The sequence below is a fragment of the Streptomyces sp. NBC_00094 genome (genome assembly GCF_026343125.1).
Classification (GTDB): Bacteria; Actinomycetota; Actinomycetes; order Streptomycetales; family Streptomycetaceae; genus Streptomyces.
The window spans coordinates 5,202,557-5,228,894 of sequence record NZ_JAPEMB010000001.1 but is presented as its reverse complement, the minus strand read 5'-3'; the positions used below and the strand labels follow the sequence as shown (position 1 = coordinate 5,228,894).

Here is a 26,338-nt window from a genome sequence, read left to right as displayed (position 1 = left end):
TACGCCGGTTGGGAATACATCGAACAAGACAAGTGCTCATCTTTACTGGGAGGTTGACGATGATGAACGAGGCCGAGGCATACCGGATCGAGCACGACTCCATGGGTGAGGTGCGGGTTCCCGCGCACGCCAAGTGGCGGGCGCAGACCCAGCGGGCGGTGGAGAACTTCCCGGTCTCGGGGCAGCGTCTGGAGCGCGCCCACATCGAGGCCCTGGCCCGGATCAAGGCCGCCGCGGCCACGGTCAACGCCGAACTCGGGGTGATCGAGGCGGACCGCGCCGGGGCGATCGTCTCGGCGGCGGAGGAGGTCGCCGAGGGGCGCTGGGACGAGCACTTCCCCGTGGACGTCTTCCAGACCGGCTCCGGCACCTCGTCCAACATGAACGCCAACGAGGTGATCGCCACCCTCGCCGGCGAGCGGCTCCCCGAGGGCCGGGACGTCCACCCCAACGACCACGTGAACGCCTCGCAGTCCTCCAACGACGTCTTCCCCTCCTCCATCCACATCGCGGCCACCGGCGCCGTGACCCACGACCTGATCCCCGCGCTCGAACATCTGGCCACCGCCCTGGAGCGAAAATCGGCCGAATTCGCGACGGTGGTGAAGTCCGGCCGCACGCATCTGATGGACGCCACCCCGGTCACCCTCGGCCAGGAGTTCGGCGGCTACGCGGCCCAGGTCCGGTACGGCGTCGAGCGGCTCCGCTCCGCACTCCCCCGGCTCGCCGAACTCCCCCTCGGCGGTACGGCGGTGGGCACCGGCATCAACACCCCGGCCGGCTTCTCGGCGGCCGTCATCGCGGAGGTCGCGCGGGCGACGGGACTGCCGCTGACCGAGGCCCGCGACCACTTCGAGGCGCAGGGCGCCCGCGACGCCCTCGTGGAGACGTCCGGACAGCTCAGGACCGTCGCCGTCTCCCTCACCAAGATCGCCAACGATCTGCGCTGGATGGCCAGCGGCCCGCGCACGGGCCTTGCGGAGATCAACCTCCCCGACCTCCAGCCCGGCTCGTCGATCATGCCGGGCAAGGTGAACCCGGTGGTCCCCGAGGCCGTCCTGATGGTCGCCGCGCAGGTGACCGGAAACGACACGACGGTCGCGGTGGCGGGCGCAGCGGGGAACTTCGAGCTCAACGTGATGCTGCCGGTGATGGCCAAGAACCTCCTGGAGTCGGTACGGCTGCTCGCCAACGCCTCCCGGCTGCTCGCGGACCGCACGGTCGACGGGATCACCGCCAACGTCGAGCGCGCCCGCGAGTACGCCGAGTCCTCGCCGTCCGTGGTCACCCCGCTGAACAAGTACATCGGCTACGAGGAGGCCGCCAAGGTGGCCAAGAAGTCCCTCGCGGAGCGCAAGACCATCCGCGAGGTGGTGCTCGCCTCCGGCTACGTCGAGCGCGGCGACCTCACGGTCGAACAGCTGGACGAGGCGCTCGACGTCCTGCGGATGACCCACCCGTAGCCGCGGTGTGCCGTCGTACGCGGCTGACTCATCCGTGACCCGTACCGCAGCGGTCGTGGGAGCGCGCCCCTAGGGCCTGTCCGGCGGATCAGGGTCGGATAGGTCGCGGGGTCTGGTGCGGTGCATCGCAAGGCGCCGGAGCGCCCTCATAACGGAGTTATGGGGGCGTTTCGGCAACGCGGCGAGGTGCCGTGCCAGGCCCCGCGACCCCGGCCATGATCCGCCGGACAGGCCCTAGGATCTGCGCATGACAGACTCGGGCGGCCCTCAGCACTGGGCGCCGGGGGACCAGGTCCTCTGGCGCTACCGCGACAACGGCACCGGAGCCGTGCACATCTGCCGGCCGGTGACCGTCGTCCAGGACACCCCCGAGCTGCTCGCGGTCTGGATGGCGCCCGGCACCGAGTGCGTACGGCCCGTGCTCGTCGACGGCACGTCCGTGCACGAGGAGCCGCTCGCCACCCGGTACACCGCGCCGCGCACCACGGAACGCTCCCAGTGGTTCGGCAGCGGGGTGCTCAAGCTGGCCCGGCCGGGCGATCCCTGGTCGGTGTGGCTGTTCTGGGAGCGCGGCTGGCGCTTCCGCAGCTGGTACGTGAACCTGGAGGAGCCGCGGACCCGCTGGTCCGGCGGCGTCGATTCGGAGGACCATTTCCTCGACATCTCCGTCTACCCCGACCGGAGCTGGCTGTGGCGGGACGAGGACGAGTTCGCGCAGGCCCAGCGGTCCGGACTGATGGGCCCCGAGCAGGCCGCGCGGGTGCGGGCCGCAGGGCAGCGGGCGGTGGAGCAGATCCACTCCTGGGGGACGCCGTTCGCGGACGGCTGGGAGGACTGGCGGCCCGATCCGGGCTGGCCGGTACCGGAACTGCCCCTGGACTGGGACCGCACTCCGGTGCACACGGCCCCGTGAGACCCTTGATGCGCCCCCGGGGTTCAAACGTAGGATCGTCCTCCGCACGGCAGAAGCGGAACGGACACCACGTCAGACCGATCGGACAGCACGTCAAAGACCGAGCACAGCACAGGACCTGACCAGAAGTCATCCACGAGGGGGAGAGCAGTGCCGGACCTGCGCCCGGGTGTTCCGACCCCTGCCGTGGCCGCCGCTCGCGGAGTCTCCGCATCCGCTGCATACGAGGGGTTTATCCCTGCCGAAGGCGCGGCATCGGCGAGAAGAGCGAGTGCATCGCACCACCGGCCCGGACGGACGGAACCCCACGCGTGACGGAGCATCCCACCTCCCACGAAGGCCGACAGCCGCTGGCTGCCCGGCCGCAGGAACGCGCGCGCCCTCGCCAGGAGGCGGCGGCGGCCGCCGGCCTGCCCTCCGACGTACCCGCCCAGCAGGGCGGCCCGGCGGGCAAGGCGGCCTCCGCCAAGGACACGCCCGCAGGGGCTGACACCCCGGGCGCCACGGGCGGTACGGGCGGTACGGCCGGCCCCGGCGGCTCGGGCGGCGCGCCACCCGGAGCCGTGGCCGTCGCCGTGGCCGCGCAGAGCCCCGGCGGCGGCCGGGGCGGTCCCGAGGGCGCCGCGCGGCGCGAGGGCGAGCGACTGCGGTTCGTCGGGGCCGCGACCCGCCGGATCGCGCGCGGGCTCGACCTCGACGAGATCGTGCTCGGCCTGTGCCGGGCCACCGTGCCCACCTTCTCCGACGAGATCCTGGTCTACCTCCGTGATCCGCTGCCGGTGGGCGACGAGCGCCCGGTGGCGCCGTTCATGCTGCGGCTGCGCCGCACCGACCGGCTCCGGTTAAGCGAACTGGAGGGCGAGGAGCTCGTCCTCGTACCCGATCCGGATCCGACCCCCGCGGCCGAACTCTGCGAGGTGCGGTCCGGTGGGGCGCTCGCCGAGGTGCTGCGCGGCGTGCGGCCGGTGTTCGGCGACTCCGCCGCCGCCAAGACCGCGCTGACCGAGCTCCTCGGCTCCGACCATCCACTGCCGGGCGGGCTGCGGGCAATACTCGCCCCGCTGCGCGGCCGGCGCCGGGTGATCGGCGCGGCCGTCTTCCTGCGCCGCCCCGAGCGGGCCGGTTTCGAGCCGAACGACCTCCTCGTCGCGGCGCAGCTGGCCACGCACACCGCGCTCGGCATCGACAAGGCCGTCCTGTACGGGCGTGAGGCGTACATCGCGGACGAGCTCCAGCGGACGATGCTGCCGGACTCCCTCCCGCAGCCGACCGGCGTCCGGCTCGCCTCGCGCTACCTCCCGGCCGCCGAGACGGCCCGGGTCGGCGGCGACTGGTACGACGCGATCCCGCTGCCCGGCAGCAGGGTCGCCCTGGTCGTCGGCGACGTCATGGGCCACTCCATGACCTCGGCGGCGATCATGGGCCAGCTGCGCACCACCGCCCAGACCCTGGCCGGCCTCGACCTGCCGCCGCAGGAGGTCCTGCACCACCTGGACGAGCAGGCGCAGCGGCTCGGCGAGAACCGGATGGCCACGTGCATGTACGCGGTGTACGACCCGGTCTCGCACCGGATCACCGTGGCCAACGCCGGCCATCCGCCGCCGATACTGCTCCACCTCGGCGGTCGCGCCGAGGTGCTGCGGGTGCCGCCCGGCGCCCCGATCGGGGTCGGCGGGGTCGACTTCGAGGCGGTGGAGCTGGACGCCCCGGCCGGCGCGACGCTGCTGCTCTACACGGACGGCCTGGTGGAGTCCCGGCTGCGGGACGTGTGGACGGGGATCGAGCAGCTGCGGGAGCGCCTCGCGGCGACCGCGCAGCTGACCGGTCCGGACCACTCGCCGCCCCTTGAGGCGCTCTGCGACGACGTCCTCGACATGCTGGGTCCCGGCGACCGGGACGACGACATCGCGCTGCTCGCGGCCCGCTTCGAGGGGATCGCGCCGAGCGACGTGGCGTACTGGTTCCTGGAGCCGGAGGACGCGGCCCCCGGGCGGGCCCGGCGGCTCGCCCGGCGGGCGCTGGCCCGCTGGGACCTGGAGGAGCTGACGGACTCGGTCGAGCTGCTGATCAGCGAGGTCGTGACGAACGCCGTGCGGTACGCGGAGCGGCCGGTGACCCTGCGGCTGCTCAAGACGGACGTGCTGCGCTGCGAGGTCGGCGACGACTCGCCTCAGCTGCCCCGGCAGCGGCGGGCGCGCGACACGGACGAGGGCGGGCGCGGCCTGTTCCTGGTGAACCGGCTGGCCCGCCGGTGGGGCGCGACCCGGCTCTCGGGCGGCAAGGTGGTCTGGTTCGAGCTGTCCACGCCCGGCTGAGCACGACGGTGACATGACGATGGCCGGACCCCCGCGGGGTCCGGCCATCGTCATGTCACGGCCTCACGGCCTCACCGTCTCAGGGCCTCACGGCCTCACGGCCTCACCGATCGACTCGCCGGGTGTCGGTGTCACCGGTCTGCCCCGGGTCCGGGTCGGTCGCCGGGTCGGTCGTCGGGAGGATGTCCGGCGGCTGGATCGAGGGCGGCGGGGACGGCTCCTCGGTCGGCGGCGTCGGCTCCCGGGTGGGCTCCGGCGGCGTGGTGACCGGGTCCCGGGTCGGCTCCGGCGGCGTGGTGGCCGTGGAGGCCGGCGGGGGCGTCGGGTCCGGGGAGCGCGTGGTCGGCTCCTCGGTCGGCTCCTCCGAGGTCTCGGTGGTCCCGCTGGGCTCGGGGGACGTGTCGACCGGGGCCGAGCTGTCGGTCTCCAGGTCGAAGCGGGCGTCGGAGCCGCCGTCGAGGGCGCCTTCGGTGTAGTCGCCCCAGATCTGGGCGGGGGTGCGGCCACCGTTGGCGCGGCCGGGGTTGATGGTGTCGGTCAGGGTGACCTGGTTGCCCTTGGCGTCCTCGCCGAAGAGGCCGACGGCGGTGACGAGTTCGGGGGTGTAGCCCACGAACCAGGCGGAACGGTTGTTCTCGGAGGTGCCGGTCTTGCCGGCGGCCTCGTAGTCACCGGCGGCGCGGAAGCCGGAACCGTTCTGCACGACGCCGGTCATGGCCTTGGTGGCGGTGTCGGCGGCCTCGCGGCTGATGACCTGGTCGCCGATCGGCTTCACGGTCTCGACCTTGCGGTCCTTGTGCGAGGCGGCCTTCACGAGGGTCGGGGTGACCTTCTTGCCGTGGTTGTCGAGCGTGGCGTAGACACCGGCCATGTCCAGGGTCGAGGCGCCCATGGTGCCGAGGGACATGGCGGGGCTCAGACCGAAGTCCTGGCCGTCCTTCATGCCGAGGGCGAGGGCGGTTTTCTTGGTCTCGGCCTCGCCGACGTCGACGATCATCTGGGCGAAGACCGAGTTGATGGACTTGTTGGTGGCCGTCTGGACGGTGACGGGGCCGTAACTGCGGTCGTCCTCGTTCTCCGGCGCGAAGGCGATGTCGCTGCCGACGACCTCACGCTGGCTGGTGCCGTCGTAGATCGTGCCGAGGCCGATCCGCCGCCCGTCCTGGGTGACCGTCCGGTTGTCGATGGCGGAGGCCAGGACGATCGGCTTGAAGGTCGAGGCGGGCTGGTAGTCGCGGCGGGTCGCGTTGGACATCCAGTGCTCGGTGGCGCCGACGCCGCCGTACATGGCGACGACCGCGCCGGTCTTCGGGTCGACGGAGGTGGCGCCGGCCTGGACGGTGGCGTCCTTCTTGTCGCCCTTGCGGTCGAGCTTGGCCTCCAGCTGCCGGTCGACGGCCTTGACGAGGTCCTTCTGCCGCTTCTCGTCGATGTTGAGGGTGATCGTCCAGCCGCCGGCCTTGATGTCCTCCTCGCTGACGCCCTGGCGCATCAGCTCCTGGTTGGCGGCCTCGACGATGTATCCGGTCTGGCCCTCCATGCCGGGGGCGGGCTTGGGCTTCTGGGGCACGGGGAACTTCAGGCCGGCGCGCTCGGTGGACGAGAGCCAGCCCTCGCCGACCATGTTGTCGAGGACGTAGTTCCAGCGCTCCTCGACGAGCTTGCGGCCGGTGGTGCTGGCGGACGTCCAGTCGTACTGGTTGGGCGCCTGGAGCAGCGAGGCGAGGTAGGCGCCCTGGGCGGTGGTGAGCTGGGTGGCGTCGACGCCGTAGTACGAGCGGGCGGCGGCCTGTATGCCGTAGGCGCTGCGGCCGTAGTAGCTCGTGTTCATGTACCCGGCGAGGATCTCGCTCTTGCTGGTCTGCCGGTCGACCTTGACGGCGATGACCATTTCCTTGAGCTTGCGGGTCGCCGTCTGGTCCTGGCTCAGGTAGAAGTTCTTGACGTACTGCTGGGTGATGGTCGAACCACCCTGCTTGCCCTGGCCGGTGAGCGTCGACCAGGCGGCGCGCGTGGTGCCCTTGATGTCGACGCCGTTGTCCCTGTAGAAGCTCTTGTTCTCGGCGGCGACGAAGGCCTTCTGGACCGGCTCGGGGATCTTCTCCAGGCCGACGATCTCGCGGTTGATCTCGCCGGTGCGCGCGAGGATCTTGCCGTTGGCGTACTTGTAGATGTTGCTCTGCATGGTCGCCTCGGCGTTGGCCGTCGGCACGGGGACCATGAGGTAGACGACGTACAGGGCGCCCATGGCGAGCAGGCAGAACACGAAGAAGGTGCCCAGGAGCTTCTTCCAGGAGAAGAAGCGGCGTATGCCGCGTTTCTTCGCCTTGCTCTTGTCCGGTCGGCCCATGGGTCCTGTCGCTCCACTCGTCGTGTGTCTCGGCGCCTCGGCGCTGTCTCCGTCCACGCCGGATCAGCTCAGCAAGCTAACACCGACGATGCAGACAAACGGCAACCGATCACGCCTTTTCAGGACGTGAGAATCAGCACCCACCCCCAGAGGAACCGACGCTCGAACGGGCCCGATGGTTGCGCTGCCGGGGCCGGTTGGCGAGACAGGGGCGGGGGTCCCGTCCCCGGTCGGGTCACTATTCACCCCGGGTATACACCCCGTGTACAGTGACGCGCATGTCCATCGGTCACACCCTTCTGGGGCTCCTGGAATCCGGACCGCGCCACGGCTACGACCTCAAGCGCGCGTTCGACGAACGGTTCGGCCACGACCGGCCCCTGCACTACGGGCAGGTCTACTCGACCATGTCCAGGCTCCTGAAGAACGGCCTGGTCGTCGTCGACGGCATCGAGGCCGGCGGCGGACCCGAGCGGAAGCGGTACGCGATCACCGAGGCCGGCATCACCGATGTCGCCCAGTGGCTCGCCACCCCCGAGAAGCCGGAGCCGTACCTCCAGTCCACGCTCTACACCAAGGTCGTCCTGGCCCTGCTGACCGGCCGCGGCGCCGACGAGCTCCTGGACACCCAGCGCGCCGAACACCTGCGGCTGATGCGCGAGCTGACCCGGCGCAAGAAGGACGGCGACCTCGCCGACCAGCTCATCTGCGACCACGCCCTCTTCCACCTGGAGGCGGACCTGCGCTGGCTGGAACTGACCGCCGCCCGCCTCGACGGCCTCGCCGCGGAGGTCCGCCGATGAACCCCGCCCCGCTCCTCCGGGCCACCGGCCTCGGCAAGGCCTACGGGCCGACCCCGGCGCTCGCGGGCGCCGACTTCTCCCTCCGGGCCGGCGAGGTCGTCGCCGTCATGGGCCCCTCCGGCTCCGGCAAGTCCACACTGCTGCACTGCCTGGCCGGAATCGTGCGCCCCGACGCGGGCACGATCACCTACGACGGACGCGAGCTCACCGCGCTCTCCGACGGCGCGCGCAGCGCCCTGCGCCGTACCGACTTCGGCTTCGTCTTCCAGTTCGGCCAGCTCGTCCCCGAGCTGACCTGCGTCGAGAACGTCGCCCTCCCGCTCCGCCTCAACGGCGAGCGGCGGAAGTCCGCCGAGGCCAGGGCCGCGGAGTGGCTGGCCCGTCTGGAGGTCGACACCGTCGCGGGCCAGCGCCCCGGCGAGATATCCGGCGGTCAGGGCCAGCGCGTCGCCGTCGCCCGCGCGCTCGTCACCGCGCCCCGGGTGATCTTCGCCGACGAGCCGACCGGCGCCCTCGACTCCCTCAACGGCGAGCGGGTCATGAGCCTGCTCACCGACGCCTCCCGGGACACCGGCGCCGCCGTCGTCCTCGTCACCCACGAGGCCCGCGTCGCCGCCTACTCCGACCGGGAGATCGTCGTACGGGACGGCTCGGTACGGGACGCGGAGTGGGCGGCATGAGCCTCGCCGGCTGGACCCGCGACCTGGCGCTCGGCGCCCGGTTCGCGGTCGCCGGCGGCCGCGCCGGACTGTTCCGCACGCTCCTGACCGCGACGGGCGTCGGCTTCGGGGTGGCGCTGCTCCTGGTCGCCTCGTCCCTGCCGAACATGCTCTTCCAGCGGGAGGTACGGGAGTCGGTCCGCGCCGTCGACGGCAGCGAGCAGATCGACGCGCCCCGGCCCGACTCCTTCCTCCACCTCGGCCGGACCACCGTCTACCGGGACGACGTCGTCAGCGGCACGCTGCTGCGCCCCGAAGGCGACGCGCCCCCGGTCCCCCCGGGCGCGGACGCGTTCCCCGCGCTCGGCGAGATGCTGGTCTCCCCCGCGCTCCGCGAGCTGCTCGACTCCCCCGACGGAGCCCTGCTCAAGGAACGGCTCCCCTACAAGGTGGCCGGGACGATCGGGCAGGCCGGACTCATCGGCCCGGCCGAGCTGCGGTACGTCGCCCACGTCGACTTCCTCACCACCGAGAACCTCGACGGGCGCGGGACGCGCTACGGCTGGTCCGTGCCCGAGGAACCGATGAACGCGTTCCTCATCCTCCTCGTCGTCGTCGCCTGCGTCGTCCTGCTCCTGCCCGTGCTCGTCTTCATCGCGACCGCCGTCCGCTTCGGCGGCGAACAGCGTGACCGGCGGCTCGCCGCGCTCCGGCTCGTCGGCGCCGACACCGCCATGACCCGGCGGATCGCGGCCGGCGAGTCCCTCGCGGGCGCACTCCTCGGCCTCCTGATGGGCGTCGGACTCTTCGCCGCGGCACGGCAGTTCGCCGGCTCCTTCACCATCTGGGACGTCAACGCCTATCCGTCCGACGTCGTGCCGATGTCCGCGCTCGCCGTGCTCGTCCTCGTCGCCGTCCCCGTCTCCTCGGTCGTCGTCACCCTCTTCGCGCTGCGCGGGGTCGCGATCGAACCGCTCGGCGTCGTCCGGACCTCCGTGCCGCGGCGCCGCCGGCTGTGGTGGCGTCTCCTGCTCCTCGCCGCCGGCTCGGCCCTCCTCGTCCCGCTCATGGGCGAGGTCCGGGTGGCCGAGACCAGCATCGACACCCTGGGAGTCGCGACCGGCACCACCCTCGCCCTGATCGGCCTCACCACTCTCCTGCCGTGGCTCGTCGAGGCCGGTGTGAAGCGGCTGCACGCCGGTCCGGTGGCCTGGCAGCTCGCCGTCCGCAGGCTCCAGCTGAGCAGCGGCACGGCCGCCCGCGCGGTCAGCGGCATCGTCGTCGCGGCGACCGGGGCGATCGCGCTCCAGATGCTCTTCCAGGCCATGGAGAACGACTTCACGGAGCTCACGGGCGAGGACACGTCCCGCGCCCAGATCGCGATCGGCGCCCATGCCAGGACCGCCGACGAAGCCCGCGGGATGATCGCCCGTGTCGAGCGGACCGAGGGCGTCACCGGCGTGATCGGCACCGTCGAATCGCAGGTGTGGCGGCCCGGGCCCCTGAAGGGAGGCGAGGAGTTCTCCCCGACGGCCTCGATCAGGGTCGGCGACTGCGCCTCCCTCAAGGAGTTCGCCACACTGCCCTCCTGCGCGGACGGCGACGTGTTCGTCTTCCTCGCGCACGGCGCGCAGGGCAACCCGGACGACTCCTTCGTCACCAGGACGGCACGACCCGGCGCCACGGTCGCCCTGCGCGACCCGTCTCCGCACCCGAGCGCGCCGCAGCCCCCCAAGGGCGCCCCGCTGCCGCAGTGGCGCGTTCCCACCACCGCCCGCGTCGTGGACTCCCGCCCCGACCCGACGGGCATGTACCAGTACGGCATCCTCGCCACCCCGTCGGCGATCGACGCCGCCCGGCTCGACGATCCCGACGCGCAGGCCATGGTCCGGCTCGACCCTGCGGTGCCGGACGCCGCCGACCACGTACGGAACACGGCGGCGGCCATCGATCCGACGTCCTGGGTCCGCGACCTGAAGGACACCCAGCGGGACGCGGCGTTCAGCAGCGTCCGCACCGGCATCCTGGTCGGCTCGACCCTGACGATGCTGCTGGTGGCGGCCTCGCTCCTGGTCACGACCCTGGAGCAGCTCAGGGACCGCAAGCGGCTGCTCTCCTCGCTGGTCGCCTTCGGCACCCGGCGCTCCACCCTGAGCTGGTCGGTGCTGTGGCAGACGGCGGTGCCGATCGCCGTCGGTCTCGCCCTCTCCGTGGCGGGCGGGCTCGGCCTCGGGGTCGTCCTGCTGAGGATGGGCGGGCAGCGCGTCCAGGACTGGTGGGTCTTCCTGCCCGTCGTCGGGATCGGAGCCGCGCTGATCGCGGCCGTGTCGCTGCTGAGCATGCCGGTCCTGTGGAGGCTGATGCGCGCGGACGGGCTGCGCACGGAGTAACCCGCCGAGCGGATGTACGAGGGGGGGTGGGCGCGGTTCCTGACGCCGGGGGGTTTCAGGAGCGGCGCCCCCTCCTCCGTACCCGCGTCAGGAACCGGTGCCGAGCACCCGTACCGGCAGCCCCTTCATCGCACCCCGCAGCGCCTCCGCCAGCTCCTCGAACTCGGCGTGCCGGGCCGCGCCCGTCCGCATCGCGAGGGCGATCCGCCGCGAGGGCGCCGGTTCGACGAACAGCCCTGTCCACAGGGCGCTGTTCCGGGCGGTCTCGACCGTCACGGCGGTGCGCGGCAGCAGGGTCACGCCGAGGCCGCCGGCCACGAGCTGGACCAGCGTGGAGAGCCCGGCGGCGGTGGTGGTGACCTCGGCGCCGTCGGTGCGGCCGGCCTCGCGGCAGATGTCGAGGGCCTGGTCGCGCAGGCAGTGCCCCTCGTCCAGGAGCAGCAGCCTGAGCTCCTTGAGGGCCTCGCGCGGGATGTCGTCGCGCCCGGCCAGCGGATGCCCCTGCGGGGTGACCAGGACGAAGTCCTCGTCGAAGAGGGGCAGTTCGGTGACGCCCGGCACCCCGAGCGGCACGGCCAGCAGCAGCAGGTCGAGCCGTCCGGCCGCGAGCCCCTCCAGGAGGGAGGAGGTCTGCTCCTCGTGGACCTGGAGGTCGAGGTCCGGGTAGCGGCGGTGGACCAGGCGCAGGACCGTGGGCAGCAGATACGGGGCGACGGTCGGGATCACGCCGAGCCGCAGCACCCCGGTGAACGGCGCCTGCGCCGCCTCCGCCTCCTCCATCAGCTCCGCGACCGCGTCGAGGACGGCCCGGGCGCGCACCGCGAGCCGCTCCCCGGCGGGCGAGAGCAGCACCTTTCTCGTCGTACGCTCGAGGAGCTGGACACCGAGTGCCTCTTCGAGAGCCGAAACCGCGCCCGAGAGCGCGGGCTGGCTCATGCCGATGGCCGCCGCCGCATCGCGGAAGTGCAGATGCTCGGCGACCGCAGCGAACGCTCTGAGCTGCGAAAGGCTCGGCTGCTTGCCTCGGTGCGGGCTGTACGGGGGGCTGTACGGGGACGCCACTGATAACCACCTTCGATCAACGCGACCCACTCTAGCTATTTCACTGATCAATGCACTCCGTGCCATGCTGTGAACACGTCCAACCCCCACGGAAGACCTCAAAAGGGATCCTTCCCGTTTCGCTAGGAGAGCGCGTGCTCACTGTCGGTGACAAGTTCCCCACCTACGACCTGACCGCCTGCGTGTCGCTGGAGAGCGGCAAGGAGTTCGAGCAGATCGACCACAAGGCCTACGAGGGCAAGTGGCGCGTGGTGTTCTTCTGGCCGAAGGACTTCACCTTCGTCTGCCCGACCGAGATCGCCGCGTTCGGCAAGCTGAACGACGAGTTCGCGGACCGCGACGCCCAGATCCTCGGCGTCTCCGGCGACTCCGAGTTCGTGCACCACGCCTGGCGCAAGGACCACGCCGACCTGCGTGACCTGCCCTTCCCGATGCTCGCCGACTCGAAGCACGAGCTCATGAGCGACTGCGGCGTCCGGGGCGAGGACGGCTTCGCGCAGCGCGCCGTCTTCATCGTGGACCCGAACAACGAGATCCAGTTCACCATGGTGACCGCCGGCTCCGTCGGCCGTAACCCCAAGGAGGTCCTGCGGGTGCTCGACGCCCTGCAGACCGACGAGCTGTGCCCGTGCAACTGGAACAAGGGCGAGAACACCCTCGACGCGGCCTCGCTGCTCTCGGGCGAGTGATCTGAGATGGCTCTCGACGAACTCAAGGCCGCCATACCGGACTTCGCCAAGGACCTGAAGCTGAACCTCGGTTCGGTCATCGGCAACAGCGAGCTCCCGCAGCAGCAGCTCTGGGGCACCGTCCTCGCCTGCGCGATCGCCTCGCGCTCGCCGAAGGTCCTCAAGGAGCTGGAGCCCGAGGCCCAGGCCAACCTGAAGCCCGAGGCGTACCAGGCGGCCAAGTCCGCCGCCGCGATCATGGCGATGAACAACGTCTTCTACCGGACCCGGCACCTGCTGTCGGACCCCGAGTACGGGACGATGCGCGCCGGTCTGCGGATGAACGTCATCGGCAAGCCGGGCGTCGAGAAGGTCGACTTCGAGCTCTGGTCGCTGGCCGTCTCCGCGATCAACGGCTGCGGCCAGTGCCTGGACTCGCACGAGCAGGTCCTGCGCGAGGCCGGTGTCGACCGCGAGACGATCCAGGAGGCCGTGAAGATCGCCGCGGTGATCCAGGCGGTCGGCGTCACGCTGGACGCGGAGGCCGTACTCGCCGAGTAGGGCGTGTCCGTCGTACGAGAAGGGCCCCGGGGCTTCGTGCCCCGGGGCCCTTCCGTCATGCCGGTCCGGCTACTTCTTCAGCGCGGCCATGAGGGCGAGCATGTCCTGCGTCATCGGGACCTCGATCCCGGAGAGGTCGATCGGCTTGGTCTCCCGGATCGGCTCGCCGGCATCCTCGTTCCAACCGGCCATCCAGCTGATGCTGATCGAGATCTCCACCTGACCGTCGAGCACCATCAGCTCCGCCGCCTGGTCGTCGTAGACCTGGACGTACGCCTTCTCCCCCAGCCCCTCGTACGGCTCCACGTCGCCGTAGCGCCGCGCCCGCGCGCCGAACTCGGGCCCGGGATCGGTCACCAGATGCCGGGTGTACGTGACCTCCCCGCTGTAGCCGGTCGCCGGCGCCCCGAAGGTCAGCGAGCAGCTCTCGATGTCCAGAGCCGGATCCTTGGCTCCGTCCTCTCCGCCGTCCGCTCCACTGTCGGATCCGCTGTCGGATCCGCTGTCGGATCCGCTGTCGGATCCGCTGTCGGATCCGCTGTCCGCTCCACTGTCGGATCCGTTGTCCGATCCGCTGTCCGACGAACGCTTCCCGAGGACCCCGACGAGTGCCTTCAGCTCCGCCGCCTCGCAGACGTTCTCCACGCTCTTGTACCCGAGCATGTCCGGACCCCGGTCCTGGCGCTTCTCGTACGCGTAGAGCCCCCCGCCCCACACCGCCGACGCCACCACCGCGCCGCCGAGCGCCCACAGCCAGGGGCGGCGGGCGCGGGGCGGGCGGGGCGGCGGGGTCTCGGTGAGGACCTCGGAGGTGACGAAGACGTCCCCGCCGTCCAGTTCCGGCTCTGAAATCACGAGCTGATCTCCCCCTTGACGGCCGCCGAGCCCGGTGCCGGGGTCGGGGCCACTTCGAACGCGGTCGCGCCGCGCGGTTCCGGTGTGCTGCGCAAGGCCTGTTCGGTGCTGTACGCGCGGAGGTAGCCGACCACCGTGTTGGACACGGCCACCAGCGGGACGGCGACCACGGCGCCGCCGATGCCCGCGGTCAGACCGCCGGCCGCGACCGCGAGGACGACGGCCAGCGGGTGGACGCGTACCGCCCGGCCGAGGATGAACGGCTGCAGCACATGGCCCTCGATCTGCTGCACGGCCAGCACGACGACGAGCACCATGAGCGCGGTGAACAGGCCGTTGGTGACGAGCGCGACGACGACCGCCAGGGCGCCGGAGATGACGGCGCCGACCAGCGGGATGAAGGCGAACAGGAAGATGAAGACGGCGAGCGGGACGGCCATCGGCACGTCGAGGAAGTAGAGGCCCAGGCCGATGAAGACCGCGTCGATCAGGGCGACGAGCACCGTGCCGCGCACATAGGCGGTGAGGGTGCGCCAGGCGCGCGGGCCGGCGCCGGCGACGCCCGGCCGGGCCTGGGCGGGGACCAGCTTGAGCGTCCACTCCCAGACCTTCTTCCCGTCGTAGAGCAGGAAGAGCGTCGAGAACATGGAGAGCAGGATGCCGGTCATCGCCTCGACGACGACGGTCACGCCCTGGAGGCCGACGGAGGTGATCTGCTCGGCGTTGGCGCCGATGGAGTCGCTGAGGTTCTTCGCGATCCCGTTGATCTGCTGCTCGGTCACGTGGAAGGGGCTGTTGAGGAGGCCCCGCTTGAGCTCCTCGATGCCGTCCCTGACCTGGTCGGACAGGTTGTCGATGTTGTCCATGACCTGCCAGACCACGAACCAGCCGACCAGGCCCATCACGACGAAGCCGGAGACGGCGGTGACGGCGGTGGCGAGCCCGCGCGGCAGGCCCATCACCCGGAGCCGGGCGACGGTGGGCTGGAGCAGGGCGGTGACGAGGAGCGCGGCGACGAAGGCGAGGACGACCAGCTGGACGGAGCTGATCACCTTCATCAGCACCCAGACCGTGCCGGCGAAGACGAGGAGCCGCCAACTCGCCTCCGCCGCGACGCGCATGCCCCAGGGGATCGCGGCGACGGGATCGGGGCGGGCGGCCACGGCCGGGGCGTACGAGGGGGGTGCGGGGACGGAACGGCCGTGCCCGTCCGGGGCCTCCTCGGCCGCGGCGGCGGTCGGGTCGTACGGGAGGGACGCGACGGGGCCGGCGAGCCGCTCGGGAGCCGGGGCGATCACGCCCTGGTGAGGGGCGGCGTCCTGCCCTCCGGAACCGGCCACACGGCCTCCGTTGCCGGAGGGATCCGTTCCGTCGACCGTCTCACGACCGACCGGGCTGCCGGCGGGCCGGCCGAGCGGGCGGTCGACCTCGCGGTCGTCCTCGCTCTCGTACGGAGGTCCGAGCGGATCCTCTCGCTCCGCCTCGGCCCTGCGCTCGTCCAGGCGTTCGCCCATGCGGCTCAGGCTCTCGCCCAGCCGTCCCAGCCATCCCGGCAGTCTCGACATCGCTTCCTCGTCCCCCCGTTCGTTCTTCGGCCCGTCCGCTCCCCCGGAGACTCCTGGGCCTTCGCAACCTACACGCGGGAGCCCCCCACCGTAGGACGGTGAGGGGCTCCCGGAGGTTGAGCACGCCGGTACTAGTACCAGCGGTTGGCCTGCCAGAACGACCAGGCGTCGCAGGGGCTGCCGTAGCGCTCGTTCATGTAGCTGAGGCCCCACTTGATCTGGGTGGCGGGGTTGGTCTGCCAGTCGGCGCCGGCCGAGCTCATCTTGTAGCCGGGCAGGGCCTGCATGAGGCCGTAGGCGCCCGAAGACTGGTTGACCGCGCGGTAGTTCCAGCCGGACTCGTGGTCCACGATCGTGCTGAAGCACTGGAACTGCGAGGACGGCACCATCTGGCGGGCGATCGCCTTGACGTCGGAGATGCTGTACGACCCCTGGGCGGAGAAGGTGGAGGCGTCGCGCACGGAGGACCGGCTGGCGCGCTCGGCCTCTTCCTTCTCGCGCTCCTTGCGCTCCTCCTCGGCCTTGGCCTCGGCGGCGGCCTTGTCGGCCGCTTCCTTCTTGGCCTCGGCGTCCTTGGCGGCGCGGTAGCGGGCGTTCTCCTCCGCGGTCTTGCGCAGGGTGGCGTCCGCGGCGGCGGCCTGGACGTCGGCCTGCTCCACGAGCGAGGAGACCTGTACCTGGGCCTGCTCGCCCGCGGGGATGTCCGCGAGCAGCGTGGTGTCCGCCGCGGTGGCCTCGAAGTTGTCATCCGAAGCCTGGACGGCGTTGCCTGAGGCAACGCCGACGACGGCGCCGACGGTGGTGACCGCAGTGGCCGAAGCCACCGCGAATCCCCGGACCGAGATCCGGCTCACACGGTTTCCTTCCAGCATCGCCCGCATAGGTGACCACGCGGGCGAAATCGTGCCCCTGGCGCTGGTCTCCGACGTACTGGGTCACTGAAGACACGGGCCCGTGGTGCTGTGGGCGGCATACGGCTGACGGCTGTTGAGTTGTGCGTGGGTTGCGCACCCCTGAGGGTGCACGTGTGCCGTATGCGGGGCCTGACGGAAGCAAGACTTTGCCGGACGGCGATACCGCAAGGCAATTCCGTCCTACGTGTGAAAGCTCACACCTCTGCAGTCACAGGTGTTTTGGAAGATACGGCGGACAGCAGGGCGCCGCCCGGCTAAGCTCCTGCGCTTCGCCGGGCGGCGCCAACTGCCGTACGGGTGCAGACCCGTACCAATCGGGTCAGATCTGACCGTCCTCCAGCATCTCCGTCACGAGCGCGGCAATCTGGGAGCGCTCGGAGCGGGTGAGGGTGACATGGGCGAAGAGCGGATGCCCCTTCAGCTTCTCGACCACGGCGACGACTCCGTCGTACCGGCCGACCCGGAGGTTGTCGCGCTGGGCGACGTCATGGGTCAGCACGACCCGTGAATTCGCCCCGATCCGGGACAGAACGGTCAACAGGACGTTCCGCTCCAGGGACTGGGCCTCGTCCACGATGACGAAGGCGTCATGGAGGGAGCGGCCCCGGATGTGGGTGAGCGGCAGGACCTCCAGCATCCCGCGCCCGAGCACCTCCTCGATGACCTCGCGGCTCGCGACCGAGGACAGCGTGTCGAAGACCGCCTGAGCCCAGGGGCTCATCTTCTCCGCCTCGCTGCCCGGCAGGTAGCCGAGCTCCTGGCCGCCGACCGCGTACAGCGGACGGAAGACCATCACCTTCTGGTGCTGCCGGCGCTCCAGGACCGCCTCCAGGCCCGCGCAGAGCGCCAGCGCGGACTTGCCCGTACCGGCCCGGCCGCCCATCGAGATGATGCCGACGTCCGGATCGAGCAGCAGATCGAGCGCGATCCGCTGCTCGGCGCTGCGGCCGCGGAGCCCGAAGGCCTCCCGGTCGCCGCGGACCAGCCGGACGTTGCCCTCGGAGGTGACCCGGCCGAGCGCCTTGCCCCGCTCGGACTGGAGCACCAGGCCCGTGTGGACCGGGAGCGCGGCGGCCTCCGGCACGTACAGCGAGTCCTGGTCGTAGAGCAGGTCGACCTGCTCCCCGGAGAGCGCCAGTTCGGACATCCCGGTCCAGCCGTTGGCGTCCGTGATGGCCAGCTCGGCGCGGTACTCCTCCGCCAGGAGACCGACCGAGGAGGCCTTGATGCGCAGCGGCAGGTCCTTGGAGACGACCGTGACGTCGTACCCCTCCGCCTGGAGGTTGCGCGCGACCGCGAGGATCCGTGAGTCGTTGTCCCCCAACCTGTAGCCGGCGGGCAGTACGCCGGGGTCGGAATGGTTGAGTTCGACACGCAGGGTGCCGCCGAGCTCCCCGATGGGGAGCGGGGCGTCGAGGCGTCCGTACGTGACCCGGAAGTCGTCCAGCAGGCGCAGGGCCTGCCGGGCGAAGTAGCCGAGCTCGGGGTGATGCCGCTTGGCCTCCAACTCGGTGACCACGACGATCGGGAGCACGACTTCGTGCTCGTCGAACCGGGACATCGCGTTGGGGTCGGCCAGCAGGACGCTGGTGTCGAGAACATAGGTGCGCCGGTCGTTAAGTCGGCGCTTCGTGCTGGTCACCACGGAAGGACAGACCCCCTCTGAAGACCCCTGTGAGGTCGGGGCGCGACGGAACCGGTGTCGCTACGGAATGGGACCGGGCTCAGGCCGCGATGCACGGGCCGAACCACGGCCCTCCGCTTCTCCCGTACGTGTCCCGCACGGTCGTCCTGGTGCAAGGGGCCTCCCGGGTGGCGGTCTCCGTGCCGCTCACTTCACCAGGGATATGCCCTCGAACACCGCTTGCCATGCCATGGCATATGACGACGTGTTCATGAACACGAGATGATCGGTTCCGTCAGGCGCTCCCGGCGGAGCGCCGGGGTCCGTCAGGTGCCGTAGCGCCGGTGCCGCGCCGCGTAGTCGCGCAGCGCCCGCAGGAAGTCGACCTTGCGGAAGGCCGGCCAGTGGACCTCGCAGAAGTAGTACTCGGAATGGGCGCTCTGCCACAGCATGAATCCGGACAGCCGCTGCTCGCCGCTCGTACGGATCACCAGGTCCGGGTCGGGCTGGCCGCGCGTGTACAGGTGCTCCGAGATGTGCTCGACGTCGACGATCTCGGCGAGCTCCTCGAAGCTCGTCCCCCGCTCCGCGTGCTCCAGGAGCAGCGAGCGGACCGCGTCCGCGATCTCCTGCCGGCCGCCGTAGCCCACCGCCACGTTCACGAGTATCCCCGTGTTGGCGCGGGTGGACTGCTCGGCCTCCTTCAGCACGGACTGCGTACGGTCGGGCAGCAGGTCCATCGTGCCGACGTGGTTGACCCGCCAGCGGCCGTCGGCGGCGAGCGCGCGCACGGCGTTCTCGATGATGCCGAGCAGCGGGACGAGCTGTTCCTCGGGCCGGTTCAGGTTGTCCGTGGAGAGCATCCAGAGCGTGACGACCTCGACGTCGGTCTCGGCGCACCAGCCGAGCAGCTCCTGGATCTTGTCCGCGCCCGCCTTGTGCCCCTGCTCGGGGGTCCCGCCGGACGCCTTCGCCCAGCGCCGGTTCCCGTCGAGGATGACACCGATGTGCTTGGGCACCTGGGCATGGTCGAGGCGGCCTTCCACCCGGCGTGCGTAGAGCCCGTACACCAGGTCGCGCAGGTTCACTGTTCTTTACCTCTCCATGCAGCGGCGGGTCCGCCCGGCAGCGGCGGTCCGCAAGCCGCCACACTACTGCGCACGGGCGACAGGCTCCCAGCCCGGGACTGTCACAAGTCCGTGATAAGCAGAGATACGTGACTGATTCCCCCCTGTACCGCGCCTCCGCGGACCGCTATGACGCCATGGAGTACCGCCGCTCGGGCCGCAGCGGCCTCAAGCTCCCGGCGGTCTCCCTCGGCCTGTGGCACAACTTCGGCGACGACCGCGCGCTCGACTCGCAGCGCGCGATCCTGCGCCGCGCCTTCGACCTCGGCGTCACCCACTTCGACCTGGCGAACAACTACGGGCCGCCGCCCGGCTCCGCCGAGCTGAACTTCGGCAAGCTCTTCGCCCAGGACTTCGCGCCCTACCGGGACGAGCTGATCGTCTCCACCAAGGCCGGCTACGAGATGCACCCCGGCCCGTACGGCGAGTGGGGCTCCCGCAAGTACCTGATGTCCTCGCTCGACGCCTCCCTCAAGCGGATGGGCCTCGACTACGTCGACATCTTCTACTCGCACCGCTTCGACCCGGACACCCCGCTGGAGGAGACGATGGGGGCCCTGGCCTCCGCCGTGCAGCAGGGCAAGGCGCTGTACGTCGGCGTCTCCTCGTACACCGCGGAGCAGACCGCCGAGGCGGCCCGGATCCTGCGCGAGATGGGCGTCCCGGCCCTGATCCACCAGCCCTCGTACTCCATGATCAACCGCTGGACGGAGGACGACGGCCTCCTCGACACGCTGGAGGCGGCCGGCATGGGCTGCATCTCCTTCGTGCCGCTGGCGCAGGGGCTGCTCACCAACAAGTACCTGAAGGGCATCCCGGAGGGCTCGCGGGCCACCCAGGGCAAGTCCCTCGACCCGAACCTGCTCTCCGACGAGGTCCTGCGTCGCCTGCGCGGCCTCGCGGGCATCGCGGAGCGGCGCGGGCAGTCGCTGGCGCAGCTGGCGCTGTCGTGGGTGCTGCGCGACGAGCGGATGACGTCGGCGCTGATCGGCGCGTCCAGCGTCGCCCAGCTGGAGGAGAACGTGGCCGCGCTCGCGGGCGCTCCGCTGACCGACCAGGAGCTCAAGGAGATCGACTCGTTCGCCGTCGACACGGAGGGCGTGAACATCTGGGCCGGTCGGGGCTGACGCCTGCTTTCCGGATCGCACAGCGGCCCGGAAAGTACCCGGAGGGAAACCCGGAAAGAAAAAACGGGCCGGTCCGTGGGGGGGGGGATACGGACCGGCCCGAGGGGGGGTTTCCACCATAACCCTTCGTTAGTCGTGTTGCGCGCCACGTGCAGGGAACGGACCCCCCTGAATCCATGGGATCCCTGACGGGACAAGGGGTGGAGGGCCCTGTGGCGGGTTTGTGCCCCGGCGTGGCGGCGGAGTTCCGTCCCTCCCAAGGGGGACCTGCCGGCCGAGGCGCGGCGTTGACGTACGGAGGCCGCCGATCCGGGCCCGGGGTGATGCGGGGGCGCTTGCGGGGGCGCTTCAGGGGGCGCTTCAGGGGAGTGCGGAGAACGCGCCCAGGAGAAGCCCGATCAGGGCTCCGGCCAGCATGAACGGTCCGAAGGGGATCGCCGAGGAGCGGCCCGCGCGGCGCAGCAGGACGAGCCCGAGGCCGTACACCGCGCCGAGGAGGAAGCCCGCGAAGGCCCCGGTGAAGAGGATTCCCCAGCCGTACCAGCCGAGGGCGGCGCCCAGCGGGAGCGCCAGCTTGACGTCGCCGAAGCCGAGACCGGCCGGGTTGACCAGGAACAGGACCAGATAGGACCCGCCGAGCGCGAGCGCGCCGAGCAGCGCGTGGATCCAGGAGCCCGCGTCGTACGGCAGGAGCTCGGCGCCGCCGAGGAGCAGCGGGACGCCGACGGCGAGCGGCAGGGTGAGCCCGTCCGGCAGCCGGTGGACGCGGGCGTCGACGCAGGCCAGGAGGACGGCGAAGGGTGCGCCGAGCAGCCAGACCGCCAGCTCGGGCCGGGGCCCGCCGGTCGCGGCGGCGAGCGCGGCGCAGGTCAGGGCGGTGAGCAGCGGTGCGGCGAGCGGGGTGGGGGTGGTCGCGCAGGCCTGCCGCCCGGGCCCGCCGACCCAGCCGCGCGCGGGGCCCGCGAGGGGGTGCCCGACGGGGCAGAGGTCCCGCCACGGCTCCTCGGCCGGCACGGAGAGCCGGTACGCGGCGCGCGGTACGAGCAGTCCGGCGACGGCCCCCCACAGAGCGGCGACGGTGATCAGCGTGGCGTACACGGACCCGACCCTAGAGGGCCGTACCGCTACGGTCTGGCGCATGGGGAAATGGGTGGACGGGACGGGGACGGTGGCGCTGCCGGACGGGGTCGTCGTGCCCCTGGAGGTGGCGGCGTCGTACCGGGCGCGGCGGCGGGGGCTGCTCGGCCGGGACGGGATCGCGGGGGCGATGCTGATCACCCCGACGAACAGCGTGCACACCTTCGGCATGCGGTTCGCGATCGACGTGGCCTACCTGGACCGCGAGCTCCGGGTCCTGTCCGTGGTGACGATGCGGCCGGGGCGCCTCGGCATGGTCAGGCCGCGCGGCCGGCACGTCCTGGAGGCGGAGGCGGGCGCGATGGCGGGGTGGGGGCTGCGGCGGGGTGTCCGGGTGGACGTGCGTCCGGACGTCACGGCGGGCCCGAGCCGAGCAGGGTGAACGCCCCGTACACGGCGGAGGCGAGCGCGAGTCCCGCGAGGACCGGCACGGCGGCACGCGTGCGCAGGCGCGCGAGGGCCACGGCGGGCGGCAGGAGCAGACCGAAGGCGGGCATCATCAGGCGCGGCCGGGAGCCGAAGTAGGCGGCGCCGACGAGGGAGACGAAGACGACGCCGATCGTGTAGACGAGCAGGGGCAGCGGCTGCTTCTGCCGTACGCAGAGGGCGACGAGCCAGCCGAGGAGCGCGAGCGCCGCGCACAGCCCGAGGGCGGCGGGCCAGGGCAGGCCCAGGATGAACCGGGCGAGGGCGACGCCGCCGTCGATGGAGTTGCCCCAGGCGGCCTGGACGTCGAAGTAGGCGGTCGGGCCGCCCTCGCGGACCCCGACGTAGGCGACGTACGCGAGCCAGCCCAGCGGTGCGAGCAGCACCCCGGCCACCGTCCGCAGGGGCAGCCTCCGATCCCGTACGAGCGTCACGAGGGCCGTGATCCCGAGGGCGGCGATCAGCGCGGCGGCCGTCGGCCGGGTGAGCCCGGCGACGGCGCACAGGAGACCGGCGAGGATCCACCGCCCGCGCAGGACGGCGTACAGCGACCAGGCGGCGAGGGCGGTGAACAGCGTCTCCGTGTACGCCATCGACTGGACGAACGCGGTCGGGTACACGCCCCAGAGGACCGCGAGCAGCACGCCCGCGCGCTCCCCCGCGACATGGGCGCCGCACCGGTAGATGCCCCAGGCGGCGGCGAGCGCGGCGGTCCAGGAGACGAGCAGCCCGGCGGTCGCCGCGTCGACGGGGAGGACGGTCGCCAGGCCCCGCTCCAGGGCCGGGAGGAGCGGGAAGAAGGCCAGGTCGGAGTGGACGTCGCCGTTCGGCAGGGTGACCTCGTACCCGTAACCGTGCTCGGCGACGCGGACGTACCAGACGGAGTCCCAGCGTCCCTTGAGCCGGTGCAGCCCGTCCTTGCCGGTCGCGGCGGCGGCGATCGCGAGGACGGCGAGGCCGATGAGGCGGGTGGCGGCGTAACCGCCGAGGGCGGTGAGGGTGGGGCGCGTGAGGCTGAGGGGGCGGCGGGGCGGGGGCATGCGCTCGATTATCCCGGCGCCCCCACCCCCCTCACCCGAGGGGCCTTATGCGGACGAACTTCGCGGACAGGACGGGACCGAGCTGGTGGACGATGGCGTGGCCGGGCTCCTGCGGGGAGGGCAGGTCACCGAGGAACGAGGTGATGATGACCTCGTCGATGCCGATGACTCCACGACAGCACTGCTCCTCCAGGAAGTCGAGCGTGCGGCGCCAGTCGGCGGCGGACGGGTCCTCGCCGAGGAAGGAGCGGACGGTGCCCTGGACGACGTCCCAGAAGAAGACGTGCGGCAGGACACCGCCCTGGGTGAAGACATGGGTCTCGTACACGCCCCGGAACTCGGGAATCCGGGTGACGAGATCACTGACCAGCTGGACACTCGGCGTCGACGTCATCAGCAGCCCACTTCGAAACGGTCCCTGCGGTGTCGGGTACTCCGCTCCAGAATGCTCCTCGCCGGCGCAGACGTCCCGTCACTTTTGCACTTTCCTGACGCCGACTTTCGCCAGGTTTTCCACAGGGGGTGCGAACTGTCCCTCTTCCGTGGATCGTTGGGCGTATGTACGAGTTGGCGATCCTCGCGAGGGGCGGGGTACTCCTGACGGTCTGGGCGGTCGCGGCGGGCTGGTCCCGGGGCCGGCTGGCGGGCTGCCTGCGCCGGGACGGCTGGCAGGGGATCTGCCGGGGCGCGTGGGCGGCCCCGGGGAAGGACGTGGACTGGCGGGTGCGGGCGACGGCGCTGCAGTTCCTGCGCCCGGAGCTGGTCTGCAGCCACGGGACGGCGGCGCGGCTGCACCGCATCGAGCTCCTGGGCGGGGCCGTCGACGAGGGGTTCCTCGACTTCACGGCGCCGGCGACGTCCCGTTCGACACACGACGCCCTGATACGGATCCGCTCCACGTCCTCCCTCACGGACGGGGACCGGTCCGTACGACGAGGGCTGCGGGTGACCACCCCGGCGCGGACGGTCGGCGACCTCATACGGAGCTGCGGCAGCCGGGAGGAGGCGGTCGTGGCGGCGGACTCGGCGCTGGCGCGGAGAGCGGTCGGGGGCGTACGGCGCGAGGCCCTCGTCCGGTACGAGGAACTGGCCGCCGAACTCGCCGCGCCCCGGCCCGGCGCGCCCCGGGCCCGGGCCTGGCTACCGCTGACCGAGGCGGCCTCGGGCTCCCCGGCGGAGTCGGTGGCCCGGCTCCGGATGCGGGACGCCGGCCTGTTCCCCGAGTCGCAGCCGCCGCTCCGGACGGCGGAGGGCCGGACGCTGCGCCCCGACTTCCTCTTCCGCGAGGCGGGCCTGGCGGTGGAGGTGGAGGGCTATGCCTTCCACGGCACGCGCCGGGCCCACGAACGGGACGTCACCCGCTTCAACGCGCTCCAGTCCTGCCCGGAGGTCCGCCGCGTCCTCCGCTTCACGGCCCGGGACGTCTTCGCCCGCCCGGATCACGTGATCGCGACGATCCGGGCGGCCCTGGCCCTGCAGGTCAGGGCGAGGGCGGGATGACCGTCGTCCGGGGGAAGGACACCTCGACGCGCCGGTTCTTCTTCCGGCCCTCCTCGGTGGCGTTGTCCGCGATCGGGTAGTCCTCGCTGTAGCCCCGGATGTCGAAGGCCGTACCGGGGTCGAGCCCCCGGGCGAGGACCTGCTGCACGGCGACGGCGCGCTCCTTCGAGAGCTTGAGCCCGTGCTCGTACGTCCCGAGGTTGTCGGTGAACCCGAAGACCCGGACCCGTCCGGAACCGAGCTTGTTGACCTCGGCGGCGATGGCGGCGATGCGGGAGGTGGCAGCGGGGCTCAGCTTGGCGCTGTTCTTCGGGAACAGCACCTCGGCCTGGAGCGCGAACGTCACGTCCACGTTGGTGTCCTGCCGCCGCTGCTCGCCGCCCTCCTCCTCGACGATCTGCTTGATGTCGAGGACCTTCGCGGGCGCGAGGGTGGCCCCGTCCGGAAGCATGAGGCCGGGCGCGTTGGCGTCGATGGCGGGGGGCGGGGATGCGGAGCCGGCGGAGCCGGGCGGGTCGTCGGCGTGCGCGGTGGGCACGGTGAGCGGCCACATGGCCACGGAGACGAGGGCCAGGGCGGCCAGGCGGCGGTTCGTCGTCGTCATGGCGTCGCCTCAGGAGAGTTTGAGGGTGGCGGGTTCGAAGGTGGGGAGCTGGAAGGAGACCTCGGTGGTGGAGGTGGGGGGGGCGGGGAATTGCATGAAGACGGCGGTCGACTTGCCGGGCCCGAGGCTGTCGAGCGCGGAGGTGGTGAGCGGTCGACCGTCCGTGTCCCGTAGGACGTAGTACCGCTTCTTGCCGACGGAGTCGACCAGCGCTGCACCTCCCAGCGAGTTGCCGTGCTTTACGACCTCGGTCTCATTGCCACTCATCTGCGCGGGGATGATGCTGGCCGTTTCGGACGTGTTCCTGAGACGACCCTTGACGGTAATGAATCCGCCCGCATCTCGCTCCACCGAGTTGATCACGAGCTCCAGACCCTTCTGCCCCTTGAGGGTCGCCAACGTCTCCGTGGGCTCCTCCGCAGCTGGCTGCTCCTGAGTGCCTTGTGTCTCCTGAGGGGCAACCGTGGTCGTGGCAGCCGGCTTGTCCGTCTTGGGCTTCTCCTCTGCTGCGCAGCCGACCGCGAGGAGACCCATTGCCGCGACCACGAGGGAGGCCAACCCCCTGCGTGCCTGATGAACGTTCATGGAGCGCGCTTCCTTTACTCGTCGTCGCAGGTCATTCGGACAGTCGGACCGCAAAAAGGTCGACGGCGTCGGGCAAGGTCGGGTTCTCCGGGTCAATCTCCCAGGCGCCCCCGTCGCACATGAGCCCCACGATCGGGCTCTCTTCCTCCTCTTCACCCTCGCCGGATGGCGTCGGCGTAGGTGGGGGCGGCTCCGAGGTGGGCTCCTGCCCTTTGAACTGACAGAGCGGTTCGATCACTGCTGAAGCAGACGCCGTCGCAGGATGCGACTCCGTGCCATTCGTACGCACCGTCACACGGAAACCCCACGAGTCGAGACGCTCACAGCCGCCCCCCGCGAGCACTGCCTGGTTCCGGGACGCGAACTCGCCGGCCTGCAGACACGGGGACAGGTCGACGTAGGCTGCACCTTGAAGGAATCCATCCCACTGTTCAGGGTCGAGGATCACTTCGAGCCAGTCCTCTCGCAGCTGCTCCCGCGCATCCTGCGCAGCCGCTAGAGCCGCTGCATCCGCCGCCGTCTGTGCGCTGTTCCGAGTGAATGCGGCCTGCCCCACCGCAAAGTAGGCGAAGGCTAGAAACAAGAGGCCCGCCACGATGGCGACATAGATGGGAAAAGCCTGCCCCTCGTCTCCCCAACGACGATGAGCG

23 protein-coding genes and 1 pseudogene are annotated in these 26,338 nt (G+C 71.4%); 11 read left to right on the top strand and 13 right to left on the bottom strand.

Going from position 1 to position 26,338, the window contains the following annotated elements:
- The first annotated feature begins 62 nt into the window (after nt 1-62).
- The 3 genes from OG580_RS23345 (at nt 63) to OG580_RS23335 (ending at nt 4,691) form a co-directional block, all read left to right on the top strand.
- Nucleotides 63-1,463, top strand: a complete 1,401-nt coding sequence (locus OG580_RS23345; protein ID WP_267048092.1) for an aspartate ammonia-lyase — start codon at nt 63-65, stop codon at nt 1,461-1,463.
- A 247-nt stretch (nt 1,464-1,710) separates the two neighbouring features.
- Entirely contained in the window at nt 1,711-2,376 is a 666-nt protein-coding gene (locus OG580_RS23340) for a DUF402 domain-containing protein (protein ID WP_267045621.1), read from the top strand.
- Nucleotides 2,377-2,687: 311 nt separating this feature from the next.
- Nucleotides 2,688-4,691, top strand: coding sequence for an ATP-binding SpoIIE family protein phosphatase (locus OG580_RS23335; protein WP_267045620.1), 2,004 nt, complete (start codon nt 2,688-2,690; stop codon nt 4,689-4,691).
- A gap of 103 nt (nt 4,692-4,794) precedes the next feature.
- Here OG580_RS23335 and OG580_RS23330 read toward each other — a convergent pair whose 3' ends face one another.
- Nucleotides 4,795-7,041 (bottom strand): transglycosylase domain-containing protein, encoded by a 2,247-nt coding sequence (locus OG580_RS23330; RefSeq protein ID WP_267045619.1) that lies wholly within the window; start codon nt 7,039-7,041, stop codon nt 4,795-4,797.
- Between the two features lie 278 nt (nt 7,042-7,319).
- Here OG580_RS23330 and OG580_RS23325 point away from each other — a divergent pair, with 278 nt between their 5' ends.
- The 3 genes from OG580_RS23325 to OG580_RS23315 are packed head-to-tail and all read left to right on the top strand — an operon-like array spanning nt 7,320 to nt 10,893.
- On the top strand, nt 7,320-7,844 hold the full coding sequence (locus OG580_RS23325) for a PadR family transcriptional regulator (protein WP_267045618.1): 525 nt from the start codon (nt 7,320-7,322) through the stop codon (nt 7,842-7,844).
- Nucleotides 7,841-8,524, top strand: a complete 684-nt coding sequence (locus OG580_RS23320; protein WP_267045617.1) for an ABC transporter ATP-binding protein — start codon at nt 7,841-7,843, stop codon at nt 8,522-8,524. Before OG580_RS23325 ends, OG580_RS23320 begins: the two co-directional genes overlap by 4 nt.
- Entirely contained in the window at nt 8,521-10,893 is a 2,373-nt protein-coding gene (locus OG580_RS23315) for an FtsX-like permease family protein (protein ID WP_267045616.1), read from the top strand. Before OG580_RS23320 ends, OG580_RS23315 begins: the two co-directional genes overlap by 4 nt.
- 87 nt (nt 10,894-10,980) lie before the next feature.
- On the opposite strand, the gene OG580_RS23310 is transcribed toward OG580_RS23315, so the two are convergent.
- The gene (locus tag OG580_RS23310; RefSeq protein ID WP_267045615.1) at nt 10,981-11,955 is read right to left on the bottom strand and encodes a LysR substrate-binding domain-containing protein; all 975 of its coding nucleotides are present in this window, start codon (nt 11,953-11,955) and stop codon (nt 10,981-10,983) included.
- A gap of 134 nt (nt 11,956-12,089) precedes the next feature.
- Here OG580_RS23310 and OG580_RS23305 point away from each other — a divergent pair, with 134 nt between their 5' ends.
- Both OG580_RS23305 and OG580_RS23300 read left to right on the top strand, forming a co-directional pair.
- Nucleotides 12,090-12,644, top strand: a complete 555-nt coding sequence (locus OG580_RS23305; RefSeq protein ID WP_267045614.1) for a peroxiredoxin — start codon at nt 12,090-12,092, stop codon at nt 12,642-12,644.
- A gap of 6 nt (nt 12,645-12,650) precedes the next feature.
- Nucleotides 12,651-13,184: an alkyl hydroperoxide reductase gene (locus tag OG580_RS23300; RefSeq protein WP_024758659.1), complete on the top strand. Its 534-nt coding sequence runs from the start codon at nt 12,651-12,653 to the stop codon at nt 13,182-13,184.
- Between the two features lie 69 nt (nt 13,185-13,253).
- Here OG580_RS23300 and OG580_RS23295 read toward each other — a convergent pair whose 3' ends face one another.
- From OG580_RS23295 to OG580_RS23275, 5 genes are all read right to left on the bottom strand, one after another.
- Nucleotides 13,254-14,039 carry a hypothetical protein gene (locus OG580_RS23295; protein ID WP_267045613.1) on the bottom strand — a complete coding sequence of 262 codons (786 nt, stop codon included), beginning with the start codon at nt 14,037-14,039 and terminating at the stop codon, nt 13,254-13,256.
- Complete coding sequence (locus tag OG580_RS23290; RefSeq protein ID WP_267045612.1) at nt 14,036-15,604, bottom strand: AI-2E family transporter; 1,569 nt, start codon at nt 15,602-15,604, stop codon at nt 14,036-14,038. The genes OG580_RS23295 and OG580_RS23290 overlap by 4 nt, the downstream gene beginning before the upstream one ends.
- A 131-nt stretch (nt 15,605-15,735) precedes the next feature.
- Nucleotides 15,736-16,458, bottom strand: a complete 723-nt coding sequence (locus OG580_RS23285; RefSeq protein WP_267045611.1) for a transglycosylase SLT domain-containing protein — start codon at nt 16,456-16,458, stop codon at nt 15,736-15,738.
- 379 nt (nt 16,459-16,837) lie between these two features.
- Nucleotides 16,838-18,163, bottom strand: coding sequence for a PhoH family protein (locus OG580_RS23280; protein ID WP_267045610.1), 1,326 nt, complete (start codon nt 18,161-18,163; stop codon nt 16,838-16,840).
- A gap of 305 nt (nt 18,164-18,468) precedes the next feature.
- Nucleotides 18,469-19,230 (bottom strand): isoprenyl transferase, encoded by a 762-nt coding sequence (locus OG580_RS23275; RefSeq protein ID WP_267045609.1) that lies wholly within the window; start codon nt 19,228-19,230, stop codon nt 18,469-18,471.
- 128 nt (nt 19,231-19,358) lie between these two features.
- Between OG580_RS23275 and mgrA the strand changes: the two genes are divergently transcribed.
- Nucleotides 19,359-20,396 carry an L-glyceraldehyde 3-phosphate reductase gene (mgrA, locus tag OG580_RS23270; RefSeq protein ID WP_267045608.1) on the top strand — a complete coding sequence of 346 codons (1,038 nt, stop codon included), beginning with the start codon at nt 19,359-19,361 and terminating at the stop codon, nt 20,394-20,396.
- Between the two features lie 360 nt (nt 20,397-20,756).
- Here the strand turns inward: mgrA and OG580_RS23265 are convergent, their stop codons facing one another.
- Nucleotides 20,757-21,494 (bottom strand): A24 family peptidase, encoded by a 738-nt coding sequence (locus OG580_RS23265; RefSeq protein ID WP_267045607.1) that lies wholly within the window; start codon nt 21,492-21,494, stop codon nt 20,757-20,759.
- 40 nt (nt 21,495-21,534) lie between these two features.
- Here OG580_RS23265 and OG580_RS23260 point away from each other — a divergent pair, with 40 nt between their 5' ends.
- Complete coding sequence (locus OG580_RS23260; protein ID WP_267045606.1) at nt 21,535-21,915, top strand: DUF192 domain-containing protein; 381 nt, start codon at nt 21,535-21,537, stop codon at nt 21,913-21,915.
- Here the strand turns inward: OG580_RS23260 and OG580_RS23255 are convergent.
- Together OG580_RS23255 and OG580_RS23250 are read right to left on the bottom strand one after the other, a co-directional pair.
- The gene (locus OG580_RS23255; protein WP_267045605.1) at nt 21,887-22,999 is read right to left on the bottom strand and encodes a mannosyltransferase family protein; all 1,113 of its coding nucleotides are present in this window, start codon (nt 22,997-22,999) and stop codon (nt 21,887-21,889) included. The genes OG580_RS23260 and OG580_RS23255 overlap by 29 nt on opposite strands.
- A gap of 31 nt (nt 23,000-23,030) precedes the next feature.
- On the bottom strand, nt 23,031-23,393 hold the full coding sequence (locus OG580_RS23250) for a hypothetical protein (RefSeq protein WP_267045604.1): 363 nt from the start codon (nt 23,391-23,393) through the stop codon (nt 23,031-23,033).
- 164 nt (nt 23,394-23,557) lie between these two features.
- On the opposite strand from OG580_RS23250, the gene OG580_RS23245 reads away from it, so the two are divergent.
- On the top strand, nt 23,558-24,499 hold the full coding sequence (locus OG580_RS23245) for a hypothetical protein (protein WP_267045603.1): 942 nt from the start codon (nt 23,558-23,560) through the stop codon (nt 24,497-24,499).
- Here OG580_RS23245 and OG580_RS23240 read toward each other — a convergent pair.
- The 3 genes and pseudogenes from OG580_RS23240 to OG580_RS23230 all read right to left on the bottom strand — a co-directional run.
- Nucleotides 24,480-25,103 carry an OmpA family protein gene (locus tag OG580_RS23240; RefSeq protein ID WP_267045602.1) on the bottom strand — a complete coding sequence of 208 codons (624 nt, stop codon included), beginning with the start codon at nt 25,101-25,103 and terminating at the stop codon, nt 24,480-24,482. The genes OG580_RS23245 and OG580_RS23240 overlap by 20 nt on opposite strands.
- A 9-nt stretch (nt 25,104-25,112) precedes the next feature.
- Nucleotides 25,113-25,688 (bottom strand): hypothetical protein, encoded by a 576-nt coding sequence (locus OG580_RS23235; RefSeq protein ID WP_267045601.1) that lies wholly within the window; start codon nt 25,686-25,688, stop codon nt 25,113-25,115.
- A 31-nt stretch (nt 25,689-25,719) separates the two neighbouring features.
- Nucleotides 25,720-26,301: pseudogene (locus tag OG580_RS23230) on the bottom strand (pilus assembly protein TadG-related protein); the annotation flags it as partial.
- Nucleotides 26,302-26,338 lie beyond the last annotated feature (37 nt).